Annotated in this window: 24 protein-coding genes and 1 tRNA gene; 18 read left to right on the top strand and 7 right to left on the bottom strand. The window is 62.8% G+C overall.

Annotated elements, in window-relative coordinates; genetic code table 11:
* Positions 1-14 precede the first annotated feature (14 nt).
* The 5 genes from ttcA to rpmH all read right to left on the bottom strand — a co-directional run bounded on the left by ttcA (position 15) and on the right by rpmH (position 3,471).
* Positions 15-908, bottom strand: a complete 894-nt coding sequence (ttcA, locus tag AC2FM3_RS03755; protein WP_496679153.1) for a tRNA 2-thiocytidine(32) synthetase TtcA — start codon at positions 906-908, stop codon at positions 15-17.
* Positions 909-950: 42 nt separating this feature from the next.
* Positions 951-2,573: an acyl-CoA dehydrogenase family protein gene (locus tag AC2FM3_RS03750; protein WP_496679151.1), complete on the bottom strand. Its 1,623-nt coding sequence runs from the start codon at positions 2,571-2,573 to the stop codon at positions 951-953.
* A gap of 78 nt (positions 2,574-2,651) precedes the next feature.
* Entirely contained in the window at positions 2,652-2,891 is a 240-nt protein-coding gene (gene yidD, locus AC2FM3_RS03745; RefSeq protein ID WP_496679150.1) for a membrane protein insertion efficiency factor YidD, read from the bottom strand.
* Positions 2,888-3,310 carry a ribonuclease P protein component gene (gene rnpA, locus AC2FM3_RS03740; RefSeq protein ID WP_496679147.1) on the bottom strand — a complete coding sequence of 141 codons (423 nt, stop codon included), beginning with the start codon at positions 3,308-3,310 and terminating at the stop codon, positions 2,888-2,890. Before rnpA ends, yidD begins: the two co-directional genes overlap by 4 nt.
* 26 nt (positions 3,311-3,336) lie before the next feature.
* Complete coding sequence (rpmH, locus tag AC2FM3_RS03735; RefSeq protein ID WP_005980833.1) at positions 3,337-3,471, bottom strand: 50S ribosomal protein L34; 135 nt, start codon at positions 3,469-3,471, stop codon at positions 3,337-3,339.
* A 268-nt stretch (positions 3,472-3,739) separates the two neighbouring features.
* Between rpmH and AC2FM3_RS03730 the strand changes: the two genes are divergently transcribed.
* From AC2FM3_RS03730 to AC2FM3_RS03695, 8 genes are all read left to right on the top strand, one after another.
* Positions 3,740-4,498 carry a TVP38/TMEM64 family protein gene (locus AC2FM3_RS03730; RefSeq protein WP_496679145.1) on the top strand — a complete coding sequence of 253 codons (759 nt, stop codon included), beginning with the start codon at positions 3,740-3,742 and terminating at the stop codon, positions 4,496-4,498.
* A gap of 3 nt (positions 4,499-4,501) precedes the next feature.
* Entirely contained in the window at positions 4,502-5,920 is a 1,419-nt protein-coding gene (locus AC2FM3_RS03725) for a dihydrolipoyl dehydrogenase family protein (protein ID WP_496679143.1), read from the top strand.
* Between the two features lie 18 nt (positions 5,921-5,938).
* Positions 5,939-7,321, top strand: a complete 1,383-nt coding sequence (locus tag AC2FM3_RS03720; protein ID WP_496679140.1) for a sensor histidine kinase — start codon at positions 5,939-5,941, stop codon at positions 7,319-7,321.
* 64 nt (positions 7,322-7,385) lie between these two features.
* A tRNA-Arg gene (locus AC2FM3_RS03715) sits at positions 7,386-7,462 on the top strand.
* Positions 7,463-8,110: 648 nt separating this feature from the next.
* Complete coding sequence (locus tag AC2FM3_RS03710; protein WP_496679139.1) at positions 8,111-8,869, top strand: porin family protein; 759 nt, start codon at positions 8,111-8,113, stop codon at positions 8,867-8,869.
* A gap of 133 nt (positions 8,870-9,002) precedes the next feature.
* The gene (locus tag AC2FM3_RS03705) at positions 9,003-10,925 is read left to right on the top strand and encodes a DUF3604 domain-containing protein (protein ID WP_496679138.1); all 1,923 of its coding nucleotides are present in this window, start codon (positions 9,003-9,005) and stop codon (positions 10,923-10,925) included.
* Between the two features lie 86 nt (positions 10,926-11,011).
* Entirely contained in the window at positions 11,012-11,884 is an 873-nt protein-coding gene (locus tag AC2FM3_RS03700) for a peptidyl-prolyl cis-trans isomerase (RefSeq protein WP_496679136.1), read from the top strand.
* A gap of 35 nt (positions 11,885-11,919) precedes the next feature.
* Positions 11,920-12,882: a HupE/UreJ family protein gene (locus tag AC2FM3_RS03695; RefSeq protein WP_496679134.1), complete on the top strand. Its 963-nt coding sequence runs from the start codon at positions 11,920-11,922 to the stop codon at positions 12,880-12,882.
* 10 nt (positions 12,883-12,892) lie between these two features.
* Here the strand turns inward: AC2FM3_RS03695 and AC2FM3_RS03690 are convergent, their stop codons facing one another.
* Together AC2FM3_RS03690 and AC2FM3_RS03685 are read right to left on the bottom strand one after the other, a co-directional pair.
* Entirely contained in the window at positions 12,893-13,759 is an 867-nt protein-coding gene (locus AC2FM3_RS03690) for an amidohydrolase family protein (RefSeq protein ID WP_496679227.1), read from the bottom strand.
* The gene (locus AC2FM3_RS03685; protein WP_496679132.1) at positions 13,759-14,760 is read right to left on the bottom strand and encodes an ester cyclase; all 1,002 of its coding nucleotides are present in this window, start codon (positions 14,758-14,760) and stop codon (positions 13,759-13,761) included. The genes AC2FM3_RS03690 and AC2FM3_RS03685 overlap by 1 nt, the downstream gene beginning before the upstream one ends.
* Before the next feature lie 165 nt (positions 14,761-14,925).
* Between AC2FM3_RS03685 and AC2FM3_RS03680 the strand changes: the two genes are divergently transcribed.
* From AC2FM3_RS03680 to AC2FM3_RS03635, 10 genes are all read left to right on the top strand, one after another.
* Positions 14,926-15,975 (top strand): ABC transporter ATP-binding protein, encoded by a 1,050-nt coding sequence (locus AC2FM3_RS03680; protein WP_496679129.1) that lies wholly within the window; start codon positions 14,926-14,928, stop codon positions 15,973-15,975.
* Between the two features lie 74 nt (positions 15,976-16,049).
* Positions 16,050-17,261 (top strand): ABC transporter substrate-binding protein, encoded by a 1,212-nt coding sequence (locus AC2FM3_RS03675; RefSeq protein ID WP_496679128.1) that lies wholly within the window; start codon positions 16,050-16,052, stop codon positions 17,259-17,261.
* A gap of 70 nt (positions 17,262-17,331) precedes the next feature.
* On the top strand, positions 17,332-18,354 hold the full coding sequence (locus AC2FM3_RS03670) for a carbohydrate ABC transporter permease (protein ID WP_496679125.1): 1,023 nt from the start codon (positions 17,332-17,334) through the stop codon (positions 18,352-18,354).
* A 1-nt stretch (position 18,355) separates the two neighbouring features.
* Positions 18,356-19,510, top strand: a complete 1,155-nt coding sequence (locus AC2FM3_RS03665) for a carbohydrate ABC transporter permease (protein ID WP_496679123.1) — start codon at positions 18,356-18,358, stop codon at positions 19,508-19,510.
* Between the two features lie 130 nt (positions 19,511-19,640).
* Entirely contained in the window at positions 19,641-20,171 is a 531-nt protein-coding gene (locus AC2FM3_RS03660) for an ester cyclase (RefSeq protein WP_496679119.1), read from the top strand.
* A gap of 11 nt (positions 20,172-20,182) precedes the next feature.
* A complete protein-coding gene (gene hisD, locus AC2FM3_RS03655) occupies positions 20,183-21,511 on the top strand; it encodes a histidinol dehydrogenase (protein ID WP_496679117.1) in 1,329 nt (442 codons plus the stop codon).
* Positions 21,508-22,560 carry an ester cyclase gene (locus AC2FM3_RS03650; protein ID WP_496679116.1) on the top strand — a complete coding sequence of 351 codons (1,053 nt, stop codon included), beginning with the start codon at positions 21,508-21,510 and terminating at the stop codon, positions 22,558-22,560. Before hisD ends, AC2FM3_RS03650 begins: the two co-directional genes overlap by 4 nt.
* Positions 22,560-23,324, top strand: a complete 765-nt coding sequence (locus AC2FM3_RS03645; RefSeq protein WP_496679114.1) for an SDR family NAD(P)-dependent oxidoreductase — start codon at positions 22,560-22,562, stop codon at positions 23,322-23,324. The genes AC2FM3_RS03650 and AC2FM3_RS03645 overlap by 1 nt, the downstream gene beginning before the upstream one ends.
* Complete coding sequence (locus tag AC2FM3_RS03640; protein WP_496679113.1) at positions 23,324-24,367, top strand: LacI family DNA-binding transcriptional regulator; 1,044 nt, start codon at positions 23,324-23,326, stop codon at positions 24,365-24,367. The genes AC2FM3_RS03645 and AC2FM3_RS03640 overlap by 1 nt, the downstream gene beginning before the upstream one ends.
* Positions 24,364-25,353: a nuclear transport factor 2 family protein gene (locus AC2FM3_RS03635; protein ID WP_496679112.1), complete on the top strand. Its 990-nt coding sequence runs from the start codon at positions 24,364-24,366 to the stop codon at positions 25,351-25,353. The genes AC2FM3_RS03640 and AC2FM3_RS03635 overlap by 4 nt, the downstream gene beginning before the upstream one ends.
* Positions 25,354-25,398: the final 45 nt, after the last annotated feature.

Raw genomic sequence — 25,398 nt, 5'->3', positions numbered from 1 at the left:
ATCTGAGTCAGAAGTTAACGCAACCGCGGTATTTCGCCTTGATCATCCGGGTTTTTTCGGGGTTTCAGCGAAAGGCCGGCAAAGTCGAAGAGATCAGGGTCTAGCAAGTGGGACGGACGCGCATTGGTCAGCGCACGGAACATCACCTGCCGGCGGCCGGGACTGTTCTTTTCCCATTGGTCTAGAATCTGTTTGACCTGCTGGCGTTGCAGGCCGTCCTGGCTGCCGCACAGGTCGCAGGGAATAATCGGATAGTTCATCGCCTTGGCGAATTTCTCGCAATCGGCCTCGGCCACATGGGCCAGAGGGCGATAAACGAACAGGTCGCCATCCTCGTTCACCAGTTTCGGGGGCATGGTCGCCAGACGGCCCCCGTGGAACAGGTTCATGAAGAAGGTTTCCAGGATGTCATCGCGGTGATGACCCAGCACCACAGCCGAGCACCCTTCCTCGCGCGCGATCCGGTACAGGTTGCCGCGGCGCAAGCGCGAGCACAGCGCGCAATAGGTGCGGCCCTGCGGCACCTTGTCGACCACGATGGAATAGGTGTCCTGGTACTCGATCCGGTGCGGCACGCCCATGCGTTCCAGAAACTCGGGCAGCACGGTGGCCGGAAAGCCCGGCTGCCCCTGATCCAGATTGCAGGCCAGCAGGTCCACGGGCAGCAGGCCGCGCCACTTCAGCTCATACAGAACGGCCAGCAGGGTATAGCTGTCCTTGCCGCCCGACAGGCAGACCAGCCAGCGCGGCGGCTTGCCATCCTTGTCATGGGCCGACGGGTCAACCATGCCGTATTGCTCGATCGCCTCGCGCGTCTGGCGCACGATGCGTTTGCGCAGCTTCTTGAACTCGGTGGTCGAGGGCGCACCGGCAAACAGCGGATGGATATCGTCGGCTTCGTCGAACATGCGCAGCCCCTACCGCAGATGCGCCGACCGAGCAAGGCCCGCCTAGACGGACAGCCGGCCCAGCAGGGCGTCGGTGTCCAGCCCCGAGACCGATCCGGGTATGCGCCCGCTTTCGCCCAGAACCTGCGTGGCAATATATCCATCGGCCACCGCACCGGGCGCGTGGCGCAGCAGCAGTGCGGCGGTCAGCAGATGCGCGGTGGCCTCGGCGAACCAGCGGGCCTCGGCCTCGGGGGGCAGGGTGGGCCAACGGTCGCGATGCGCCTTCAGGGCGGCGTCATAGCGGCGGTCGGCTCCGGTTGCCGCGTCCAGTTCGGCCTGTACTGTCTGGCCGGCCAGCGGGTCGCGCGCAAGGCTGCGTAGAATGTCCAGGCAGATCACGTTGCCGGACCCCTCCCAGATTCCGTTCAGCGGCGCTTCGCGATAGATCATCGGCATCGGCGTGTCCTCGACATAGCCCATGCCACCCAGCACCTCCATCGCCTCGACCGCAACGACGGGGCAGCGCTTGTTCGACAGGAACTTGGCCAGCGCCACCCCGATCCGGGCAAACGCGCGGTCTTCGGCGGTGTCCCCGTCAAAGGCGCGTGCCACGCGCAGGCCCAGGGTCAGGGCGCCTTCCCAGTCCAGCGCAAGGTCGGCCAGAACGGCACGCATCAGCGGCTGGTCGATCAAGCGGCGCTGAAAGGCGCTGCGGTGGCTAACCCAGTGATGCGCTTCGGACAAGGCCGCACGCATCAGGCCGGCGGGTGCCATCGCGGTGTCGAGCCGGGTGTGATGCACCATCTCGATGATCGTGCGTACGCCGGCCCCCTCGTCCCCAAGTTGATAGGCCAGCGCGTCGTGGAACTCGACTTCGGACGAGGCGTTGGCGCGGTTGCCCAGCTTGTCCTTGAGGCGCATCAGGTGGATGGCGTTGCGCTCGCCCTCCAGCCAGCGGGGCAGCAGAAAACAGGTCAGCCCGCCCGGAGCCTGCGCCAGCGTGAGGAACCCGTCGGACATCGGGGCCGAGCAGAACCATTTGTGGCCGCGCAGCCGCCAGGCCTCACCGTCACGGGTGGCGGTGGTGGTATTGCCACGCACGTCCGAGCCGCCCTGTTTCTCGGTCATCGCCATGCCCAAGGTCGCCGAGCGTTTTTCTCCGATCGGGCGGGGGGCTGGGTCATAGGTGTTGGCGGTCAGTTTCGGGCGCCAGATATCGGCCAGTTCGGGGTTGGCGGCCAGCGCCGGCACGGCGGCATAGGTCATGGTCAGCGGGCAGCAATGGCCCGGCTCGACCTGGCTGGCCAGATAGACCATCGCGGCATGAGTGGCGTGACCGCCCGGTGCTCCGTCCCAGGCCAGCGCGGCATAGCCTGCCGATTGGCTCAGATCCATCATGTGATGATAGGCCGGGTGGAACCGCACCTCGTCCAGACGGCGGCCGCCCCGGTCGAAGAGGCAGAGTTCGGGCGGGTGCATGTTGGCGTCGCGCCCGGCGTCGCGGGTTTCGCTCCGGCCCAGAGCGGCCCCGTAGGCAGCCAGTGGGATCGCCCGTGCCCCGGCGCGCGTGGCGCAATCGCGCAGAACCGGGTCCGAGGTCCACAGGTCAACGTCGCCGCGCTCGGGCGGTTGGTTCGTCACCTCATGCGTGGGCAGAGACTGGCGGGCGTTGGATCTGGACATGGGCGCCTCGGACGGTTGTTGATGAAACCGATGTTCAGCGGCGCACCCCCCTTGGGTCAAGCGTGACGGGGTGTCAGATCAAGGCGCGTCGTGGGTGTCGTCGGGCACCGGGTCATAGCCGTCACCCCCCCAGGGGTGGCAGCGCCCGATACGGCGCGCGGCCAGCCAAGCGCCCTTGATCGGACCGTGCTTTTCCAGCGCTTCCAGCGCATAGGCCGAGCAGGTCGGCTGATAGCGGCAGTTGAACCCCACCCAGGGACTGAAGATCAGCCGATAGGCCCGGATTGGCAGCGCGAGGATATGGGCAAGAGGGGTCATTTGCGCGGGCTGTGGATCTTGCGCAGGGCCTCGCGCAGATCGGCCAGCAGAGCGCCGAAGGGGCGGGCGGCGGTCACCTCGACCCGACCGATCAGGACGTAATCCCACCCGTCCCGGCCATGGTCCGGAAGAACGGCGCGGGCCGCCTCGCGCAGCCGGCGCTTGGCCCGGTTGCGGGCTACGGCATTGCCGACCTTCTTCGAGCAGGTGAACCCGACACGGATGCCCTCGGCCTCATCTGGTGCGCGCTTGCGGGCTTGCACCATCATGGAAGGCGTGCCCTGTCGGCGCGCCCGTGCGGCCCTGAGGAAATCGCTGCGCTTGCGCAGTACCGACAAGGCAGGCGCGCAAACGGACACCGCCGGGGGCATATCCCCGGGGTGGTCAGTGCCATCCACAGGGGCCTCCGGCGGCGTCATGTTCTAAACCTGAAAGGTCGCGCGGTTTATGCGCTCAGCGACTTGCGGCCGCGGGCACGGCGAGCGTTCAGGATCTTGCGGCCGGCCTTGGTGGCCATGCGCGCGCGGAAACCGTGGCGGCGTTTGCGAACCAGGTTCGAAGGCTGATAGGTGCGTTTCATCGCTCCGTCTCCAATCTTTGGCGGTCGGGTGCGGCGCGGATTCGCCTGCCCGTGGTGTTCGAAGCCCGTCCTCTACTGGGAACCGGCGGGCAAGTCAAACCCCATCGCAACGGTTTTCGCGCCTTTTGCAACAATTCTGCCGGGCGACCAGCCAAAAGTTTCAGAATCAGCCCGAGGACGGCGGATTTCTCACATTGAACCGGTGCGTGTTCAACCCGGCGTGAAGACCCTGTTGCACAGGAGGCCAAGCGCGCATCTTGTGGGTCTGATGAAGCATTCGAACCCGGACCACGAAATGACCGAAACCACCCAGGTGCCGCGCAATGGGCTGGCCCGACATACTCCCCTGATCGTGATCCTGACGGTTGCCGTCGTCGGGTTCTTTGCGCTGGGCGACTACCTGACTTTTGAAACCCTGCGCGACAATCGCGAGGCGCTGTTGGCCTGGCGTGATGCCAACTACTGGTCGTTGGCGGGGGTTTTCATCCTGGTCTATGTCCTGATCGTCACCTTTTCTTTGCCCGGTGCGGCCGTGGCCTCGATGACGGGCGGGTTCCTGTTCGGGCTGTTCGCGGGCACCGTGTTCAACGTATTTGCCGCAACCTTGGGTGCCTCGGCGATCTTTCTGGCGGCCCGCTGGGGTTTGGGCGAGGCGTTGACAGCGCGGCTGGAGGCCTCGGAAGGCACCGTCAAGCGAATCAAGGACGGGTTGAGCGAGAACGAGATCCCGGTGCTGTTCCTGATGCGGCTGGTGCCGGTGGTGCCGTTTTTCGTTGCCAATCTGATCCCGGCGCTGGTGGGGGTGAGGTTCCGGAACTTTCTGCTGACCACGGCGCTGGGCATCATTCCGGGCGGCATCGTCTATACTTGGATCGGCGTCGGCCTGGGCGGCGTGTTCGACCGGGGCGAGACGCCAGACCTGTCGCTGCTGACCGAGCCCTTCGTGATCGGCCCGATCCTGGGGTTGTGCGCGCTGGCGGCTCTGCCGATTTTCCTCAAAACCATTCGCGGCCGAAGGGGCCTTTGATCCATGCAAGACCTCAAGACCGACATCCTGGTGATCGGGGCCGGGTCGGGTGGCCTGTCGGTGGCCGCTGGGGCCAGCCAGATGGGCGCCGACGTGATCCTGCTGGAAGGGCACAAGATGGGTGGCGACTGCCTGAATTATGGCTGCGTCCCGTCCAAGGCCCTGCTGGCCAGCGCCAAGCTGGCCCATGCGCAGAGCCATACCGCGCCGTTCGGCGTTGCCGACCACGCGCCGCAAGTGGACTATGCCGCGGCCAATGACCATGTCCGGGACGTGATCGCGCAGATCGAACCTATGGACAGCCAGGAACGGTTCGAGGAATTCGGCGTGCGCGTCATTCGTGACTGGGGGAGCTTTCTGTCGCCCACGCAGGTTCAGGCCGGCCATTTCGTCATCACCCCCCGTCGCGTGGTGCTGGCCACGGGCTCGTCGCCGCTGGTGCCGCCGATCCCGGGGCTGGATGAGGTGCCGTATGAGACCAACGAGACCATCTTCGACCTGCGCGACAAGCCCGACCACCTGCTGATCATCGGCGGGGGACCTATCGGCATGGAAATGGCGCAGGCGCATGCCCGGCTGGGCTGCAAGGTGACGGTGATCGAAGGCGCGCGGGCGCTGGGCAATGATGACCCCGAGGCGGCCGCAGTGGTATTGGAGGCTCTGCGCGCCGAAGGGGTCGAAATTCTGGAACACGCGATGGTGGCCCGGGTGCGCGGGAAGGCCGGCGCGGTCGAGGTCGTCACCGAGGATGGCGCGGTCCACGCGGGCTCACACCTGCTGCTGGCGGTGGGACGCAAGGCCAACATCGACCGCCTGAACCTGCAGGCTGCCGGCATCGACCAGACGCGCACGGGCATCAAGGTGGATGACAGCCTGCGCACCACCAACCGCAGGGTCTACGCGATCGGCGACGTCGCGGGCGGGCTGCAGTTCACCCATGTGGCGGGGTATCATGCCGGGGTCATCATCCGGTCGGCTCTGTTCGGGCTGCCGTCCAAGGCCAGGACGTCGCATATCCCCTGGGCGACCTATACCGACCCCGAACTGGCTCAGGTTGGTCTGACCGAGGCGCAGGCGCGCGACCGCCACGGCGACAAGGTCGAGATCGCCCGGTTCGACTATGCCCACAACGATCGTGCCGTGGCCGAACGCAAAACGACCGGGTTCATCAAGGTCATGGTCGTCAAGGGGCGCCCGGTGGGGGCCACAATCGTGGGGCATCAGGCGGGCGAATTGATCAACTTGTGGTCTCTGGCGCTGGCCAATAACCTGAAGATGAGCCAGATCGCGGCGATGGTGTCGCCCTATCCCACGATCGGAGAGCTTAACAAACGGGTGGCGGGCGCCTATTTCTCGCCAAGACTGTTTGAAAATCAGATGGTTGAACGGGTGGTCAGGCTGGTCCAGCGTTGGCTCCCCTGATCGGGAAAGGAGCGCCACTTGAACTCGCTGTCGGGTCGTTTCCTGATCTTGACGACGGTCTTCGTGATGTTGGCCGAGGTGCTGATCTTCGTGCCGTCGATCGCGCGCTTCCGCGAGGATTTCCTTCTGAACCGGCTAGAACGCGCCCAGATCGCCTCGCTGGCGCTGCTGGCCGACGACATGCTGGCCGAAGAGCTGGAGGCCGAGCTTCTGGCCAATGCCGGGGTCTACAACGTGGTGCTGCGCCGGGACGAGGTGCGCCAGCTGATGCTGTCCTCGCCCATTCCCGGCGACGTGTCCAAGACCTTTGATCTGCGCGAGGCGGGGCCGTGGGTTCTGATCCGCGATGCGATGCTGCGGCTGTTCACCCCCGAAAACGAGATCATCCGCGTGATCGGCCAGCCGGTCCGAGACGCCGGCCTGCTGATCGAGGTCACGATGGATACGGCGCCCCTGCGGATGGCGATGATCGATTATGGTCTGCGCATCCTCGGCCTGTCCTTCGTCATCTCGATCATCACCGCGTTTTTCCTGTTTCTGGCTGTGCGGGTGGTCCTTGTTCGCCCGATCAAGGGCGTGGTGGGCTACATGCAGCGCTATGCGCGTGCGCCCGAAGACGCGCGCGGGATCATTTCGCCCCAGTCAAAGGTGACCGAACTGCGCGAGGCCGAGGAAGCCCTGCAGATGTTGCAGACCGACCTGACCCAGGCCCTGAAACAGCGCGAGAGGCTTGCGCAACTTGGTGGTGCGGTGGCCAAGGTCAGCCACGATCTTCGCAACATCCTGACCTCGGCCCAGCTGTTTACCGACCGGCTCGAGGCCAGCGAAGACCCGTTGGTGCGTCGCATGGCGCCCAAGCTGGTCAACTCGATCACCCGCGCCGTTTCCTTGTGTGAAAGCACGCTGGCCTTCGGCCGCGCCGAAGAGCCGGCGCCGACGCTGACCATGGTGCGCCTGCGCAACGTGGCGGCGGATGTGGTCGGCAGCGAGGCGCTGGCCGTAGACGACGCGCGTATCGAGATTCGTAACGAAGTTCCCGAAGACATGGTCATTCGCGCTGACCCCGAACAGATGTTCCGGGTTCTGATGAACCTCGTACGCAACGCCCGACAGGCGCTGGTGGCGTCAGGGCAGCCGGGCCGGATCACCGTGTCCGCGCGCGAGGACGACGACGCCTGGCTCATAGACATCGAAGACACCGGTCCGGGACTGCCGCCCCGCGCGCAGGAGAATCTGTTCACGCCATTTCAGGGCGGCGTGCGCAAGGGCGGGTCGGGGCTGGGGCTGGCGATTTCGCAGGAATTGGTGCGCGGACATGGCGGCGAACTGGTGCTGAGCCGTACCGGACCCGATGGCACGGCCTTTGAAATAAGGCTTCCGCGCGGCGATGCGGGTTTTTGAAATATTTTTGAAGAATCGGGTTGCACGTCTCGGGCGGCGGGTCTAAATAGCGCCTCACCAACGCGGACCGATAGCTCAGCTGGATAGAGTACTTGACTACGAATCAAGGGGTCGGGGGTTCGAATCCTCCTCGGTCCGCCACTTGGTAAAATCCAGCCGGTGACTTCCAAGAGAAACTTTTCAAGTCGGCGACTGTCTTTCTCTCCCAAGACAATCTGGAAGGTGCCGACACTCCCGGCCGCAATGCACTTTAAATGCGCGGTGTGACCCTGCCGTGCGGCGGAAGCAATACAAAGAGTGATGGACTGGCATCGGATTTCTTTGCGGTATCCAAAACGCCGGTCGGTGCGGCCTTCTGGCAGACGGGAGGTGGCCCTTCCGGGTTCTGGAAGAACCGGCCTGCCCCGCGGCGTTGCATCTGGACTGGGGCAGGTGAATAGCCGTTTGATTTGACCCGTCACTTTGCAAGAGCTCACATCCTCGTGGGGGGCACTTCTGCTGCAAGTCGTTCGGGCTGAGCGGCGCAGACTCCGGTTCGCAGTACATGGAACTGGCGCCGAAGCGCCGCGAATTCGACGGGTAACGTGGCTGTAAACCGGCCGAAGATTTCCTTCCGGTGGCCTGCATGACGACGCGTACCGTTTAGCAGCGTTTACGAGATCTAATCAGGGCGAGCGGCAATTCGGGCGGCGACATCAAGATGTTTTTATGTTGAACTGGGCAACCAGTGCTGCTTGCCCCTCTTTCTGGGCGAAAGAAAAAAATTTTTGTGTTTGCGGGAGGAAAATGATGTTTGGAACAACACGAAATTTGATCGCAGCGACCGCCACGTGTGCGGTTGCGTTTGTCATCGGGGCAGATTCGGCCCGGGCCCAGCAAGGCGATTGGTCCTATCAGGCGACGATCTACCTGTTCATGCCGGAAACCAAGACCGGCCTCGACACGCCCGCAGGAGGCGTAGAGGGCACGTTGAGCTTCTCGGACGCGCTGAGCAACTTGGATCTGGCCTTCATGGGTACATTTTCCGCGACCAACGGGCGCTGGACCCTGTTGGCGGACTACAACTACACGGACCTGTCGTTCGGAACCGATACGCCCGGACCGATTTTCTCGGGTCTCGACACCTCGGCAACAACACAATTCCTCAGCGCCTATCTGGGCTATCGGGTCTACGAGGATCCGACCGTTCAACTGGATCTGGCGGGTGGTCTGCGCTGGTTCAGTACTGAAACTACCTTCACGCTTCGGCCCGGTTCCGCGCCGGGTGGTACAAGTTCGGTCGACAATAGTTGGACCGATGCGGTGATTGCAGCGCGGGCGCGTTTCGTCCTGTCCGAACGGTGGACCGGCACCGCCTTTTTCGATTATGGCGGCTTTCAGAGTGACAGCGAAACCTGGCAGGTGCTGCTGACGGCGGATTATGCTTTGAACGAAAGGTGGCTGATCCGGGGTGGCTATCGCTACATTTCATTTGATCACGTCCTGAACGGCAACGACTTCACGTTCAGCCAATCTGGGCCAGTGATCGGGGCGACTTACCGTTTCTGACGACTTTTCAGGGTCTTTAGGTGGTCATCTGGCCCCAAGGCAAGTTTCTCAGACTTGCGCTGCCTCACTGTGATACTCTGTGAGTCGAGCCTGCGGCAAAGACCGGTCGCACAAAACGGAAGTGGGGGACCAGATGTTTAGAGTGACCGCGATACTCGCCGGATTGATAGCCTTGCCAACCTCGGGTTTTGCGGATGCCGTTCCCAGCAAGGAGGCTGCCGAAGGCACTTTCGCCGAAGCACCGTTTTCGCCTTATGCAAATCGTACTTTTCCCGAACGTCCCTTGTGGGGCGATACACATCTGCACACGTCCTTGTCATTGGACGCCGGCGCTTTCGGCAATACGCTCGGTCCGGATGAGGCCTGGCGCTTTGCGAAGGGCGAGCAGGTAATCTCTTCGACAGGTCAGCCGGTGCGCCTTGCGCGGCCTCTCGACTGGATGGTTCTGACCGATCACACCGACTTGATGGGGTTTGCGCCTGACCTGCAGGCGGGCAAGCCGGGTGTGCTGGCTGATCCGAAGGGGTTGCAATGGTACCAGGGCTACAAGGCTGGCGGGGAAGAGGCCGCCAAGGCCGCCTTTGATATCATCACCAATTTTTCGCAAATGACCCTGCCCGAGGTGCTGCTGGAATCCTACAGCCCCGGCGCCGATGCATTTGCCTTTACATGGGAGCAGATCGTTCTGGCCGCCGAACGGCACAACGATCCGGGCAATTTCACCGCTTTCATTGGGTTCGAATGGACTTCGGTACCCAAGGGGTTCAACCTGCACCGCAACGTCATGCTGCGGGACGGGCCGATCCGAGCGCTGCAGGTGGTGCCACCGGTCACACAACCGCCCTACGGGGATACGGATCCCAAGGCGCTCTATGCTTGGTTGGAAGACTATCAGGCCCGGACCGGCGGACGGGCTTTGGCCTTTGCGCATAATGGCAATCTGTCCAACGGCTGGATGTTTCCGACCGAAGACACCTATCACGGTGGCAAGGTCGACGAAGAATACGTCAAGAACCGTGCCAAGTGGGAGCCGCACTACGAGGTGACGCAGATTAAGGGCGACGGAGAGGCGCATCCCTTTCTCAGCCCGGATGATGAATTCGCCGACTACGAGAATTGGGATGTGGGCAATCTGGATATTACGCAACTGAAAACCGACGACATGTTGGCCGGCGAATACGCGCGCGAGGCGCTGAAACGCGGATTGATGCTCGAAGAGAAATTCGGCGTAAACCCCTACAAGTTCGGAATGGGCGGCGCCACCGACAGCCATACTTCGTTGACCACAGCGGAGGAGGAAAACTATTTCGGAAAATCCGTCAGTGCGGAACCATCGCCGACCCGTGTGCTGCACCCCTTCGTCGAAAGCGAGTTGGGCGCGTTCGAAGGGCACACGCTGGTGGCCTCGGGCTACACGGCGGTCTGGGCGTCGGACAACACGCGCTCGGCCATTTTCGACGCGTTCAAGCGGCGCGAAACCTATGCCACGACCGGGCCTCGGATCGGGCTGCGGTTCTTTGGCGGATGGGATTTTGTTGAGGACGATTTGCTGACGCGTCTGGTGGCCGATGTAGGCTATACCAAGGGCGTACCCATGGGCAGTGATCTCCGCCCGCGCGAGGGTGAGGGTGCACCGACCTTCCTGATCGGGGCATTGCGCGATCCGATCGGCGCCAACCTGGACCGTGTCCAGGTGGTCAAGGGCTGGTTGGACGCCGAGGGTGAGATGCAGGAAAAGGTGTTCGACGTTGTTTGGTCAGGGGATCGAGAGCCGGACGCAAATGGCAAACTGCCCCCGGTCGGAAATACGGTCGATCTGGACACCGCAAGCTGGACCAACACGATCGGCGCGTCCGAGCTGGTGACCGTCTGGACCGATCCCGAATTCGATCCGGCAGCCCGGGCTTTCTACTATGTCCGGGTATTGGAAATCCCGACCCCACGCTGGGTTCTGTACGACAAGCTGCGCTTTGACCTTGAGCTTCCCGAGGAGGCGCAGCTAGTGCATCAGGAGCGCGCCTATTCGTCGCCGATCTGGTACACACCGGAGGGATGACCGGTTGTCGAAAGTGTTTCAGCCGGGCGGATGACAACGCCCGGTTTTTTTTGTCATGATGGGCGAGTGGGCTTTGCCCCGGTGTCGTGGCCACTTTTCTGCGAAAGCTTTTCGAGAGTACAGGTAATTTTATGCGTTTTCTGAAAGAACCACTGGCACATTTCCTGCTGATTGGAGTGGCAATCTTCGCGTGGTTCAACTGGATATCCCCACCGTCCGAGGAGCAGGCTCAGCAGCAAGCAATCGTTGTTGACGACAATGATGTATCGATGTTGGCAAGCCGGTTCAGCGCCAGTTGGAATCGTGCGCCCACCCCAGAAGAATTGCGGCGGCTGGTGGATGGCTTGGTACGCGAAGAAATATTGGTGCGCGAGGCTCGCGATCTTGGTCTGGACCGGGGCGATCCAGTCATTCGGGCGCGGCTTGCTCAGAAGATGGAATTCCTGACTCGCTCGATTGCGTCGTCTGTCGTGCCCGAAGATGCGGAACTTGCGGCGTATCTGCAAGACAATCCAGATAGATTCCGAACGCCCCCGAAATTCGCCTTTGAACAAGTCTTCTTGGGCGAGACCCCCGGCAGCGCCGATGTTGAGGCGGCTCAATCGGCTCTTGCGGTGGGCAATGACCCTATGCAGGTGGGTCTGCCCACGCTGTTGCCAAAGACGGTGCCGCTGTCGTCGGCGCGCGCAATCGATAGCACGTTTGGGCGCGGCTTTTCCGAGATCCTGGCGACGTTGCCCAGCGGAGCATGGGCCGGACCGGTGGTGTCGGGCTATGGCCAGCACTTGGTGAGGGTCAATGCAGTGGAGCCGGGCATACTGCCGCCGCTGGATGACGTTCGTGACATGGTGATCCAAGATTGGCGCAGACAAACCTCCGAGGAACTGGCCGAAGCACAATACCAGAGCCTGGCTGCAGGTTATGAGATCTCGCTGCCCGCGTGGGAGCCGCAAGAATGACGCGGATCCTCGCAGCGCTTTCGGCCTTTTGGTTGATGCTGGCGGCCGGGCAAAGCCAAGCCCATGCCTTGGATCCCGGTTTTCTCGATCTGCGGCAGTTGACGGAAAACACGTGGCAGGTTCTGTGGAGGCTGCCGGATGTGAACGGGCGGCCGATGGCAATCGAGGCGGTCTTGCCAAAGATTTGTACGCCGCAATCAGGACCCGCGCCGCAGAACGATGGGGCTGCGTGGGTTTCGGTCTGGGTGGCGCAATGCCAAGGACCAATCGCGGATCAACCGATCGCGATTGATGGGCTTGAGTTGCAACGCAACGACGTATTGCTGCGGATGCAGCCATTGGCTGCAGAAGCGGTAACGCTGCGTTTCACCCCAGACAATACCAAGCTGACGATCCCGGCCGATCCGTCAACCTGGGCGGTTTTCGCCAGCTATTTTCAATTGGGGTTCGAACACATTCTCGAAGGTTGGGATCACCTGTTGTTCGTGTTTGCCCTGATCGTTCTGGTGCGCGATCCTTGGCGGCTTGTCGGGGCGATTACGGCGTTTACGGTCGCACATTCAATCACATTGGCCTTGGCCACACTTGGCTTGCTGCAAGTGCCGGGTCCTCCGGTCGAAGCGGTGATCGCCCTGTCCATCGTGTTTCTTGCCCTTGAGATATTGCGGCACAAGGACGGGCAGTTGCGACTGTCCGAGCAATATCCGTGGATTGTCTGCTTCAGTTTCGGTTTGTTGCACGGTTTGGGGTTTGCCGGGGCCCTGTCCGAGATCGGTTTGCCTGCAGGTGACATTCCAGCCGCATTGCTAGCCTTCAATATCGGGGTCGAAGCCGGCCAATTGGCATTTGTCGCCGTCGTCGCGCTTGGCTTGGCGGTGCTGCGTGTTCTGGGTGCTTTCCAATCCCGTGGCGCACTCGACTGGGCGACGACGGTAACCGGATATGGAATTGGAACCGTTTCGATGTATTGGCTGATCGAGCGGGTCAGTGGTTTCTGACCCCGACCCGTCAAAACCGATAGAAACGTCGGGCCGTGCGCCCGAACACATCCGCCTGCATCTCAGCCGGAATCAGCGAACGGTGGCGAGACACCAGTTCCGCATAGTCCGAGGACAGGCTGTCTACAGGGAAGTTGGACCCGAACATGCAGCGGGCGGGGCCGAACTGGTTCAGGCACTCCTGAACGATCGGGCGGACGGAGTCTGCCGTCCAACCGTGGTCGAACATGCCCAGACCGGACAGTTTGCACGACACATGCGGCAGCGCGGACAGCGACCGAAGGGATCTGGACCAGGATTTGATCCCGCCCTCTGTTCTATCATGTGGCGAGCCGGCATGACACAGGGCAACCGACGTTTCGGGCGCGCGCTCCAGAACGCGGGCGGCTTGCTCCATCAGCTCGGGCAGCAGTTGCAGATCAAATGAAAGACCGCGCGCGCCCAGTTCCTGCAGGCCGGCCAGAAAACGTGGGTCGTCCAGCAGGGCATTGGTGCCGGATGCCATGTCCTCTTCGGGTGCGCGGCCGACGATCTGGCGCACGCCCCGCAACGAGGGCAGGGTTTGCAGCCTGTCCAGCCGGTGCCCCAGGTCCGGGGCAGTCAGATCGCAGAAAGCCACTTGGACCAACGGCCAGTCGGGTGTCTGATCGGCAACCGACTGCACCCAAGCGGCCTCGGCCCAAGGGTCCGCCGCGCCCACCTGAATGTGGACGGACGCAGAAAACCCCTGCGCCGCGGCGTCTGCGCGGAATTCGTCCAGAAGATAGTCTCGTTGGATCGCTGAGGGGTCACCGAAAAACCGCACAGCGCCGGTCTCCATCAGCCAAGGATAGTGCACCGCCTTCAGGTTCCACAAATGGTGATGTGCGTCGATCATCATGGCGTGGCAGTCCTTAGCGTGCGCGACAGGATGTCGACCCCTTGCTGGTTCCAGAAGTGCAGCAGGTCGATGAAAATCCAGTTTTCGGCCAGCTTGTCGCCCGCGCGCCGATAGATGTCGATGACCCGAAACTCACCCGGTTTGCCGGTTGCGGGCATGCCCATGAAGCCGCCTGTCGGAACGGCAGTGAAGTTGGGCCATCCGAAGAACCCGCCATAATGCCCCTCGGCCATGCGGCAGATGTGTCGCGTTTTGGACCGCTCGGCGAAACCGGCGCGGAACGGGCCCGAGTGCTGCTTGGCATAGCGCGGGATGGTGTAGGTGGCTCCGATCCCCTCGGGACCCCACCACAGCATGTCGTCATGCCAGGTGCGTGCCAGTTCCTCCTCCAGCGTCAGGCCGCTGTTCCACTGGCCCAGGTCCGAAATCATCGCGTTGATCAGCGCCAGTGTCTTTTGGCCTTCGGCTGCGGGCTGGTCGTCGATCAAAAGCCCGTCATGGGTTCTGGGGCCGGGCTGCACGAGGTGTGCCGCGGTTTGTGGAGGAAAGGGGTTCAGCCCGGCCTGCACCATGAGGTGGGGAATGTCGAAATACATGGCCGTTTCGGTGATTTTTCCATCTGCGACCCTGTAAAAGGCGCAGTACCGCACAAAGGCCAGCTTGCCGGTGGGCGGAATGCCCAGCCACGGCGCGTCGAACAGGCTCATCAGATGCCCCATCGACACGACCCAGACATCATCGGATTGGGTCAGCGAGTTTCGGCCGGCAAAGAAGATGTCCATCCGGTTCTGCATGCGCTTCAGGCCGTGCTTGATCGGTTGCCAGAACGTCTCGGCCACGGCCTTTGCGCCGACGATTTCATGGAAGGGGTGAAAGCCGCGCCACAGCAGATCGGGTGCGCAGAATTGTTCGATGACCTGGCCGACGCCGGCGGCATCCGTGTCATCCAGCGCGTCGTGGAATGCCAAAATCAGTTTTTTCTGGTCCTGAAAACTCACGGTTTTTCCGTTTCCTGGCAGAGGGTTGCGATTTAGGTCAGGAGTGTGTGAATCACCTGCTTCGGACAGTTTTGCATACGTTTGCAAAATTGTCTTGCCAGAATTGATGTGGCTGGATTACTCTTTTGCAAACGTATGCAAAACGATTCCTTCCCGGGAGGCACCATGGCGGAAATTCAACTGCGCAACGTCGGCAAGCGCTGGGGGTCGTTCGTGGGGGTCCACAATTTCGACCTGACCATCGCCGACCGCGAATTCCTTGTGCTGTTGGGGCCGTCCGGATGCGGCAAGACCACCACGATGCGCATGATCGCGGGGCTCGAGGACGTGACCGAGGGCGAGATCCTGATCGACGGCAAGGTGGTCAACGATCTGGAACCCAAGGACCGCGACGTGGCGATGGTGTTCCAGAGCTATGCCCTGTACCCCAACATGAACGTCTATGAAAACATCCGCTTTCCGCTGAAGGTTCGCGGCATCGACCCCGCGACCCATGACGAGAAAGTGCGCCGCGCCAGCGCGATGGTCGAATTGGACGACTTTCTGCATCGCAAACCGGCCGAGCTGTCGGGCGGTCAGCGCCAGCGGGTCGCTCTGGCCCGCGCGATCGTGCGCGAACCGAACGTGTTCCTGATGGATGAGCCGCTGTCGAACCTAGATGCCAAGCTGCGGGTATCGACGCGGGCGCAGATCAAGAACCTCAGCCACGAACTGGCCGTTACCACGATCTACGTCACCCACGATCAGATCGAGGCGATGACCCTGGCCGACCGTGTCGTGGTGATGAAGAAGGGCATCGTGCAACAGGTCGGCAGCCCGACCGACATTTATGACCGCCCCGCCAACACCTTCGTGGCCAGCTTCATCGGCTCACCCGCCATGAACCTGATCGAGGGCCGCGTCGAAGATGGCGTGTTCCGCGCGCAGCACGTGGACATCCCCGGAATAGATGCCCCCGACGGGCCGCTGACGCTGGGGTTCCGGGCCGAGGACGCCGCTCTTGCTTCAGAGCAGGGTCAGATCACGGCCCCGATCTATACGCTCGAGCTTTTGGGCGACGCCACGATGATCTCGGTCCGGGTCGGCGGCGCGCTGGTCTCGGTCAAGGCCGACAAGTCTTTCCGCGCCGAGATCGGCGATTCCGTCTCGTTCTCGGTGCCAAGCGAAATCTGTCATCTCTTCGAAGCTGGAAGCGGTGCGCGGATCGGGGATTGACCCCGCAACAGCCCGCAAGGGCAAACCACCGGTCCGGACGTCGACGACGGACCGATCCTGACAGGGAGAAACGCATGAAACTCAAGACACTCATACTGGCCGGCGCGATGTCGGTGGCCTCGGGCGCCGCTTGGGCCGCCTGTTCGTTCGAAAACACCGTTCCGCTTAAATCGCTTTCGGCCGGGTTCGAGGCCTGGAAGGCCGCCACCGACGCCATGGCCGAATGCGGCAATTTCAGCGCCTCGCTGGATCAGGAATTCCGCGAGAAGCAACCCGAAGCCTTTGCGGCCAACCCGGCGCTGTACCAGATCGGCGGCGTGTCGAACGCCACGCTGGTGCCGCTGCTGAACGCGGGCACCATTCGTCCGCTGGATGATCTGGTCGCCAAATACGGCCAGGACCTGCTGCCGAACCAGCTGATCAAGGTGGACGGCCAGACCATGGCCATCGCCATGATGGTGAACGCACAGCACCTGATGTACCGCAGCGACATTCTGGCCGATCTGGGCATTGCCGAGCCCAAGACCTATGCCGACGTGCTGGCCGCGGCGGAAAAGATCAAGGAAGCCGGCGTGGTCGAGTATCCGCTGGGCGGCACGTTCAAGACCGGCTGGAACCTGGGTCAGGAATTCGTGAACATGTATCTGGGCGAGGGCGGCGAGTTCTTTGCCGAAGGCAACATGCCCGCGATCAACAACGAACAGGGGGTTCGCGCGCTGGAAACGCTCAAGGCGATGACGGCATATATGGACCCGGAATACTTGGTCTCGGATTCGACATACGTTCAGCAGCAGTTCCAGCAGGGCAAGATCGCCATGGCCAACCTGTGGGCCAGCCGCGCGGCCGCAATGAACGACGAGGCCGAAAGCCAAGTGGTCGGCAAGGTGACGATGGCGGCGGCTCCGTTGGGGTCGGCGGCTCCGGCGACCACGATCTGGTGGGACGGCATGGTTCTGGCCAAGAACATGAGCGACGAGGAAGCCGACGCCGCCTTCCGCGTGATGATGGAAGGCATCGACGCGGAAATGGTGCAGGCCAACAATGACGTCGCAGTCTGGCTGAACCCGGCCTACACGCCCGGTGAACTGGCCGCGGGTGCTGCCGCCTCGGCCGAAGCAGGCGCCAAGCCCTACCCGGCGTCGGGGCCGATGGGCATCATGCACACCGCGCTGGGCAATGGACTGGCCGACTATCTGACCGGTGCCAAGGACGCCCAGACCACCCTGGCCGACATCGAAGCCGACTATCTGACCGCCGCAAAAGAAGCAGGTCTGGTCGGCAACTGATCCGCACGCGGGAGGGGGCCGACCTCCTCCCGCATCTTCCACCACCGAGAACCATGAGAAAGGCAGAGCCATGAATTTCCGGACATTTGCCGCCTTTGTCGGCCCCTCTGTCTTTATGATGCTTCTCTTCATCGCGTTCCCGCTGGTCAGCGTGTTCAAGCAGAGTTTCTATGTCACCCAGCCCATCTACGAGACGGTCGAGGTCGAGACCTGCACGCCCGGCTTCCTGACGCAGACCTGCGTGACCGAAGAAAAGTCTATTCCGAAACTTGATGAACACGGCGAGATCATCACGCAGACCCAGTTTGTCGGGCTGGAAAGCTATCGCAACGTGCTGGAGCCCGAACGGGCCTGGCGCGCGATCAGCGAAGGCAACTGGAGCGTGCTGTCCACCATCAATTTCTGGAAGGCGCTGCGCTTTACGCTGACCTTCACGTTGATCACCCTGCCGCTTGTGATCGGGTTCGGTTTGGCCATCGCCATCGTCATCAACAACGCCGCGCAGGCGATCCGGGGGCCGGTGATCTTCGTGTCGCTCCTGCCCTTTATCATCACGCCGGTCATCGGTGCCTTGTCGATCAACTGGCTGTTTCGCGGTGACGGCATCCTGACGGCCATGCTGGAATGGTGGCTGAACCGCGACATCGCCCTGTTCGCGCAGGCCTGGACGATCGAGTTGCTGATGATGCTGTACCGCGTCTGGCATGTCGCGCCCTTTGCCGCGATCGTGTTCTATGCCGGTCTTCAGACCGTGAACCAGGACAGCCTTGAAAGCGCAGTTATCGACGGCGCAAGCCGCTGGCAGCGCCTGAAATACATCGTCATTCCGCACCTGATGCCGCTGATCATCTTCGTGTCGATGATTCATCTGATGGACGCATACCGGGTGTTCGAAGAAATCGTCGGCTTCTCGAGCCAAGGCTACGTCATCTCGCTGCAATGGCTGACCTATGACTTCCTCGTGCCGGATCAGGCGGGCAACCGTTCGATCAGCCGGGCCTCGGCCAGCGCCATGCTGACCATGGTCGGAATCGTCATCCTTCTCATCGCACCGCTGCGCCGGACATGGCGCGACCATAAGGGAGGCCACTGACATGTCCTCAAGCGCGCTTCGCCAACCGCTCGGTCTGCGGCTGACATCGAATTTCTTCCTGGCCTTCTGGTGCCTGGTGGCGGCCTTCCCGATCTTCTGGATCACGGTGATGAGCTTCAAGTCGCCGGTGGACGCATTCGACGGCAATGCGCTGAACGTGATCTTCGGTCCGGCTACGCTCGAGACCGGAAAGGGGATCTCGATCCTCGATATCCTGATGGGCATCGCAGTGCTGTGGGCCACCGCGCGCCTGGCCACCAAGACCCTGCCCGAAATGGTGAAGTCCTACACGCGGCCAGGGCAGGCCTGGTTCGGCTGGATCATCGGCGGGCTGGTTCTGGTGCTGGGTTTTCTGCTGGTGTTCTTCATTGTTCTGCCGGCCATTCTGAACGTGCTGAACCCACTGTTCGGCCCGCTGGGGCGCGACGTGTTGGGTCTGACGACAGAGCACTACAAGACCGTTTGGATCGACCGCGGCTTTTCCAACAACTTCAAGAACTCGCTGATCGTTACCGCGGGCGTCGTGACCGTGTCGCTGACAGTGGGCACGCTGGCGGGCTATGGGCTGGCGCGGTCCGGCTCGACGCTTGCGTTCTGGATCCTGATCGTCGCGTTGGTGTTCCGCGCGCTGCCGCACTCGGTTCTGGTGGCGGGCTATTTGCCGGTCTTCATCAACTCGGCCGAATGGCTGCGCCCGATCCTGGGGGAAAACGCGCCCACGCTATATGGCAAGCCCTTTGCCGTGATCGCGGTTCTGGTGGCGATCAACCAGCCCTTTACCATCTGGATGCTGCGGTCGTTCTTCCAGAACATCCCGGCCGAGCTGGACGAAGCCGCGCGCGTGGATGGCTGCAACCATTTCCAGGCCTTCCGTCGGGTGATCATGCCTGTGATGTGGCCGGGCGTCATCACTACCGGGCTGTTCAGCTTCCTGCTGGCCTACAACGACTTTCTGGTGACCTCGCTGCTGCTGGACGCGCAGAACCAGACCATGGTTCCCGCCATCGCCGGCATGTTCAACCGCGAAACCACCACCACCGACCAGGTCGTCGCCGTGGCCGCCGCCGTGTCGATCACCGCGCCGCTCTTCTTCCTGGTCATGATCTTCCAGCGCCAGATCGTCAGCGGACTGACCGCCGGCGCGGTCAAGGGCTGATGAGCCGCCGGTTCCGCCATAACGCCCTGACGCGCCACCCGGCGCTAAACAGGTTGCCAAGGGATTTTCCCGGGTTTGGGGGCATGCTCCCCCGATCCCCAATCCCTGACAATCTGACAAGGACAAGACGATGAAAGGTTCCCGACCTGAACAAGCGGTTCTGACCCGCGACACCGACCTGACCAAGACCGAAGACACGCGCCGCGTGATCGAAGCCATGGTCGACGGCCTGAATGACCACCGCATTAACGACATTGGCGAGTTCTTCGCTGAAGGGTTCCGCTGGATGGGCAACCAAGGCTGCGGCACGAAGAACGGTCTGCAAGAGTTTCAGGACAACTGGCAGCGCCCCTTCCAGGCCGCGTTTTCCGACAAGGTCTGCATCGACGAGGCGCGGCTCTACATGGGCGAATGGGCCGCGGCCTTTGGCCGGCAGGAGGCGACCCATTCGGGTGAATTTCTGGGCATTCCGCCCACCGGCAAGCGGGTCGAGATCCGCTACATGGATTTCTGGAAAGTGGTCGACGGCAAGATCGTCGACAATTGGGTGAACGTCGACTTCGCCCATGTCGCCGCGCAGCTGGGCGTCGACCTCTTCCAGGGCCACGGCTGGGAAGCATATGACCGGGGCGAGAAAATTCCGCCCCGTCCCGACAACTGAGGATCAAGACAATGGCAATCGAGTATCTCAAACGCGGCAAGTCCGACGCAGACCGGGCCGAGGATGACGCCAAGACCCGCGCCGTGGTCGAGGCAACCCTGAAGGATATCGAAACCCGTGGCGACGCCGCCGTACGCGAGCTGAGCGAGAAGTTCGACAACTATTCGCCCGCCTCGTTCCGCCTGTCGCAACAGGAGATCGACGACCTGATCGCTCAGCTGTCAGACCGTGAGCTGGCCGACATCAAGTTCGCGCAGGAGCAGGTGATGAACTTTGCCCGCGCGCAACGCGCCTCGATGACCGATATCGAGGTCGAGACCCTGCCGGGCGTGATCCTGGGCCACAAGAACATCCCCGTGCAGTCGGTCGGGTGCTATGTGCCCGGCGGCAAGTTCCCGATGGTGGCTTCGGCTCATATGTCAGTGGCCACGGCCAGCGTTGCGGGGGTGCCGCGCGTCATCGCCTGCACCCCTCCGTTCCAGGGCAAGCCGAATCCGGCGGTGATCGCCGCCATGCATCTGGGCGGCGCGCACGAGATCTATGTCATGGGCGGTATTCAGGCGATCGGCGCGATGGCGCTGGGTACCGAAACGATCGACCCGGTGCACATGCTGGTCGGCCCCGGCAACGCCTTCGTGGCCGAGGCCAAGCGCCAGCTGTTCGGCCGCGTCGGCATCGACCTGTTCGCCGGCCCGACCGAGACCATGGTGATCGCCGATGAAACCGTCGATGCCGAGATCTGCGCCACTGACCTGCTGGGGCAGGCCGAACACGGCTACAACTCGCCCGCGGTTCTGGTCACCAACTCGCGCAAGCTGGCCGAGGAGACGCTGTCCGAGATCGACCGCCTGCTGGGCATCCTGCCGACGGCTGACACCGCGCGGGTCAGCTGGCAGGATTATGGCGAGGTGATCCTGTGCGACAGCTATGACGAGATGCTGCAGGTCGCCGACGAGATCGCCTCGGAGCATGTTCAGGTGATGACCGATCGCGATGACTGGTTCCTGGACAACATGACCTGCTATGGCGCGCTGTTCCTGGGGCCGCGTACCAACGTGTCGAACGGTGACAAGGTGATCGGCACCAACCACACTCTGCCGACCAAGAAGGCCGGGCGTTATACCGGCGGCTTGTGGGTTGGCAAATTCCTGAAGACCCACAGCTATCAGAAAATCCTGACCGACGAGGCGGCAACCCTGATCGGCGAGTACGGCTCGCGTCTGTGTCTGCTGGAAGGGTTCGTGGGCCATGCCGAACAATGTAACGTACGGGTGCGCCGCTATGGCGGCATCAACGTGCCGTATGGCGCACCGGCCCCATACCGGGATGCCGCCGAATGAGTGACAAGCATACGCAGCACAAGGCGCTGATCGCGCCGCTTCGGGCGGCGATGTATGATTTCGACGAAGCCGGCGTGCGGGACGCGCTGGCGCAGGTGACCGCGCCTGACGCTCTGTTCCGCCTGTGCCATCCTTTCGGTGACAGCACCGGCTGCGAGGCGTTCTACGATCTGGCCTTCAAGGGCCTGCTGGATGCCTGGCCGGACCTCGAACGGCGCGACTATATCGTGATGGCCGGACCGGACGAGTTCGGCGCCGACTGGGTCGGCTGCGGCGGCTACTATACCGGAACCTTCACCGGTCCGTGGCTGGACATCCCGCCCACCGGCCATCAGGTGACCATGCGGTTTCACGAGTTCTACCGGTTCGAGAACGGCCGGATCGTCGAAATGCAGGCCCTGTGGGACATCCCCGAGGTAATGATGCAGGCCCGCGCATGGCCGATGGCGCCCAGCCTGGGACGCGAATGGCATGTGCCCGGCCCGGCCACGCAGGACGGTCTGGTGCCGGGGCCCTACGACACCGACAAGGGCCGCGCCACCTGCCAGCACATCATCGACATGCTGGAACATCTGAAAAAGCACCCCTCGCAGGGCGGGCCCGAGGTGATGGAGATGGAGCGGTTCTGGCATCCGCGCATGAACTGGTACGGGCCTTCGGGCATCGGCACCGGGCGCGGCTATGCCGGGTTCCGTAATTGGCACCAGATCCCGTTCCTGAACGGAATGCCGGATCGCGGGCAATATGTCGACGACATCACCTATCATTTCTTCGGCGATGGCGACTATGCGGCAGTGACGGGCTGGCCCAACATGATCCAGACCGTCACCCATGACGGGTGGATGGGCATCGCGCCTTCGGGCAAGCGGATCACCATGCGCAGCCTCGATTTCTGGCGGCTGGAGAACGGACGGATCCGCGAAAACTGGGTTCTGGTCGATCTTCTGGACGCCTATGCGCAGCTTGGCGTTGACGTCTTTGCCCGCCTGCGGGAATTCAACAAGGCCCGGAACGTGGGGCGCATTGAAATCCCGGATGGAATGAGCTGATGACCCAACTGCCCCGCACCCCTTCGTTCTCGCTGAGCGGCAAGACCGCGTTGGTCACCGGCGCATCTTCGGGCATCGGATTGGGGTGCGCTGTCGCCCTGGCCGAGGCCGAGGCGCATGTGGTCTGCGCCGCGCGCGGGGCCGAGCGGCTGAACGAAGCGGTTTCCGCTCTGCAGGCTCAGGGCTGGTCGGCCGAGGGGCGGGTGCTGGATCAGAGCGACCTGACCGCGTTGCAGGCGCTGTTCGCCGCGCAAGCCTTTGACGTGGTGGTGAACTCGGCCGGGACCGCGCGGCACGGGCCAGCCGTCGAAACCACGCCCGAGGATTTCGACGCGGTCACGAGTGTCAATCTGCGCTCGGCCTATTTCCTTTCGGCCTATGCCGCAAAGGCGCTGATGGCGGCCGGGCGGCCTGGTTCGATCATCCATATCTCCAGTCAGATGGGCCATGTCGGCGGCATCGACCGGGCGCTGTATTGCGCGACCAAGCACGGGCTGGAAGGCATGGTCAAGGCGATGGCGATCGAATGGGGCAAGCAGGGCGTCCGCATCAACACGGTCTGCCCGACCTTCATCCGAACCCCGCTGACGCAATCGACCTTCGACAACCCCGAACGCGCGGCCTGGATCATGGACAAGATCAAGCTGAACCGCGTAGGCGAGGTCGAGGACATCATGGGCGCGGTTCTCTATCTTGCGTCCGACGCCTCGGGGCTGGTCACCGGCACGTCGATGCTGATCGACGGCGGATGGACGGCAGACTGATGGCTGACAAGGTCACATCGCTTCAGGTCGCGCAACTGGCCGGCGTCAGCCAGTCGGCGGTCAGCCGGGTGTTCACGCCCGGCGCTTCGGTCAGCAAGAAGACCGAGGAGAAGGTGCGCAAGGCGGCGGCCGAACTGGGCTATCGTCCCAACGTGCTGGCCCGGGCGATGGTGTCGGGCAAAAGCCGGATCATCGGCCTGGTGGTCGGCTACCTTGACAACTACTTCTATCCCGAGGCGTTGGAGAAACTGTCGAACCGCCTGCAAGAGCATGGCTATCACGTGCTGATCTTCATGGCCTCGCGCTCGGCCGGAAACATCGACGACGTGATGGAAGAGATCCTCGATTATCAGGTGGACGGGGTCATTCTGGCCTCGGTGCCGATGTCGTCGGATATCGCCACCCGCTGCCAGCAGGCGGGCGTTCCGGTGGTGCTGTTCAACCGCAGCCAGGATATCGAGGGCATCACCACCGTGACCTCGGACAACTATGCCGGCGGCCGCAAGGTGGCCGAGTTTCTACTGGCGGGCGGGCACCAGCGCATCGCCTACATCGCGGGCTGGCAGGGTGCTTCGACCCAGCGCGACCGCGAGGCGGGATTCCGCGCCGCGCTGGCCGCCGCCGGCCAAAGCCTGTTTGCCCATGACACTGGCGATTTCCACACCGAAAACGCCCGGCAAGCCGCCCGCCGCATGTTCGACGTGGCGCCCGAGGCGCGCCCGGATGCCGTGTTCGTGGCCAATGACCACATGGCGCTGGCGGTGATGGACGTAATCCGGTTCGAACTGGGCCTGCGCATCCCCGAGGATGTCTCGGTCATCGGCTACGACGATGTGCCGCCCGCTGGCTGGCCGGCCTACAACCTGACCACGATCCGTCAGCGCGCCAACCTGATGGTGGCCGAAACGGTGACCGCTTTGCTTGATCACATTGAAAACCCAAAGGACGCCGCCCCCCGCAAGGTTGCCATCGACGGACCTCTCGTCGTGCGGACCTCGGCGCGGCTGCCCAAGGGGTGGACCCCCAAAAGGACTGACTCATGAAAGGCTTCGATCCCAAGTTCAAGGATTTCCCTGACTATATCATCGGCATCACCAAGGAGATCTGGGAAGACCGCGGCATCGCCACGCTGCACGACTATTACAGCCCCGACATCGTGGTGCGGTCGCCCGCCTCAGTGGTGCTGGGCAACCAGAACGTCATCGGCGCCACGATGGCGACCCTGGCCGAGTTTCCAGACCGGCAGCTGCTGGGCGAGGACGTTATCTGGTCGGGCACGCCCGAGGACGGCATGCTGAGCTCGCACCGGATCATCTCGACCGCCACGCATCTGGGCGACGGGGTCTATGGCAAGGCCACGGGGACCAAGCTGCGCTATCGGATTATGGCCGACTGCCACGCGATCGACAACCAGATCAACGATGAATGGCTGATCCGCGATCAGGGCGCGATCGTGCGCCAGATGGGTTGGGACCCCAAGGAATACGCTGCCGACCTCATCGCGCGCGAAGGCGGGCCGCAGAACTGCGTCAAACCCCTGTCGCCCGACACCGACCAGCCAGGCCCTTACACGGGCAGTGGCAACGACAACGAGTGGGGCCAGCGCTATGCCGACATCCTGACCCGGATCATGGGCGCCGACATGGGCGTTGTCGGGGCCGAATACGACCGCGCGGTGCAGTCCGAATATGTCGGCGGCCTGACGGGGCACGGCTGGGATGCGGTGGACCGGTTCTGGATGGGGCTGCGCGCCAGTTTCCCCAATGCGGAGTTCCGCATCGAGCACCAGATCGGCCGCAACGATCCCAACATGCCGCCTCGCGCCGCGATCCGCTGGAGCCTGTGGGGCAAGCATGACGGCTGGGGAGTTTTCGGCGCGCCGACCGGGGCGCAGGTCTATGTGCTGGGCATCAGCCATGCCGAGTTCGGCGCGTTGATTTCCGGCCAGCCCAAGCTGCGCCGCGAATACACGCTGTTCGATGAAACCGCCGTGTGGAAGCAGATCCTGCTGCAGACGGGCGAGCCCTGATGCTCAGACCGTGGCCATACCGGCTGAACCACAGCCAGGCTGCGC

It is taken from the genome of Ruegeria sp. BHSB172 (assembly GCF_059613165.1).
Note: the sequence above shows the minus strand (reverse complement) of the source record. Positions and strands in the feature narration are given on the sequence as shown.

Excerpts from the sequence above, each read along its gene's own strand:
- ttcA (WP_496679153.1), bottom strand. The coding sequence starts at position 908 with ATGTTCGACGAAGCCGACGATATCCATCCGCTGTTTGCCGGTGCGCCC.
- AC2FM3_RS03750 (WP_496679151.1), bottom strand. The coding sequence starts at position 2,573 with ATGTCCAGATCCAACGCCCGCCAGTCTCTGCCCACGCATGAGGTGACG.
- yidD (WP_496679150.1), bottom strand. The coding sequence starts at position 2,891 with ATGACCCCTCTTGCCCATATCCTCGCGCTGCCAATCCGGGCCTATCGG.
- rnpA (WP_496679147.1), bottom strand. The coding sequence starts at position 3,310 with ATGACGCCGCCGGAGGCCCCTGTGGATGGCACTGACCACCCCGGGGAT.
- rpmH (WP_005980833.1), bottom strand. The coding sequence starts at position 3,471 with ATGAAACGCACCTATCAGCCTTCGAACCTGGTTCGCAAACGCCGCCAC.
- AC2FM3_RS03730 (WP_496679145.1), top strand. The coding sequence starts at position 3,740 with ATGAAGCATTCGAACCCGGACCACGAAATGACCGAAACCACCCAGGTG.
- AC2FM3_RS03725 (WP_496679143.1), top strand. The coding sequence starts at position 4,502 with ATGCAAGACCTCAAGACCGACATCCTGGTGATCGGGGCCGGGTCGGGT.
- AC2FM3_RS03710 (WP_496679139.1), top strand. The coding sequence starts at position 8,111 with ATGTTTGGAACAACACGAAATTTGATCGCAGCGACCGCCACGTGTGCG.
- AC2FM3_RS03705 (WP_496679138.1), top strand. The coding sequence starts at position 9,003 with ATGTTTAGAGTGACCGCGATACTCGCCGGATTGATAGCCTTGCCAACC.
- AC2FM3_RS03695 (WP_496679134.1), top strand. The coding sequence starts at position 11,920 with ATGCTGGCGGCCGGGCAAAGCCAAGCCCATGCCTTGGATCCCGGTTTT.
- AC2FM3_RS03690 (WP_496679227.1), bottom strand. The coding sequence starts at position 13,759 with ATGATCGACGCACATCACCATTTGTGGAACCTGAAGGCGGTGCACTAT.
- AC2FM3_RS03680 (WP_496679129.1), top strand. The coding sequence starts at position 14,926 with ATGGCGGAAATTCAACTGCGCAACGTCGGCAAGCGCTGGGGGTCGTTC.
- AC2FM3_RS03675 (WP_496679128.1), top strand. The coding sequence starts at position 16,050 with ATGAAACTCAAGACACTCATACTGGCCGGCGCGATGTCGGTGGCCTCG.
- AC2FM3_RS03670 (WP_496679125.1), top strand. The coding sequence starts at position 17,332 with ATGAATTTCCGGACATTTGCCGCCTTTGTCGGCCCCTCTGTCTTTATG.
- AC2FM3_RS03665 (WP_496679123.1), top strand. The coding sequence starts at position 18,356 with ATGTCCTCAAGCGCGCTTCGCCAACCGCTCGGTCTGCGGCTGACATCG.
- AC2FM3_RS03660 (WP_496679119.1), top strand. The coding sequence starts at position 19,641 with ATGAAAGGTTCCCGACCTGAACAAGCGGTTCTGACCCGCGACACCGAC.
- hisD (WP_496679117.1), top strand. The coding sequence starts at position 20,183 with ATGGCAATCGAGTATCTCAAACGCGGCAAGTCCGACGCAGACCGGGCC.
- AC2FM3_RS03650 (WP_496679116.1), top strand. The coding sequence starts at position 21,508 with ATGAGTGACAAGCATACGCAGCACAAGGCGCTGATCGCGCCGCTTCGG.
- AC2FM3_RS03645 (WP_496679114.1), top strand. The coding sequence starts at position 22,560 with ATGACCCAACTGCCCCGCACCCCTTCGTTCTCGCTGAGCGGCAAGACC.
- AC2FM3_RS03640 (WP_496679113.1), top strand. The coding sequence starts at position 23,324 with ATGGCTGACAAGGTCACATCGCTTCAGGTCGCGCAACTGGCCGGCGTC.
- AC2FM3_RS03635 (WP_496679112.1), top strand. The coding sequence starts at position 24,364 with ATGAAAGGCTTCGATCCCAAGTTCAAGGATTTCCCTGACTATATCATC.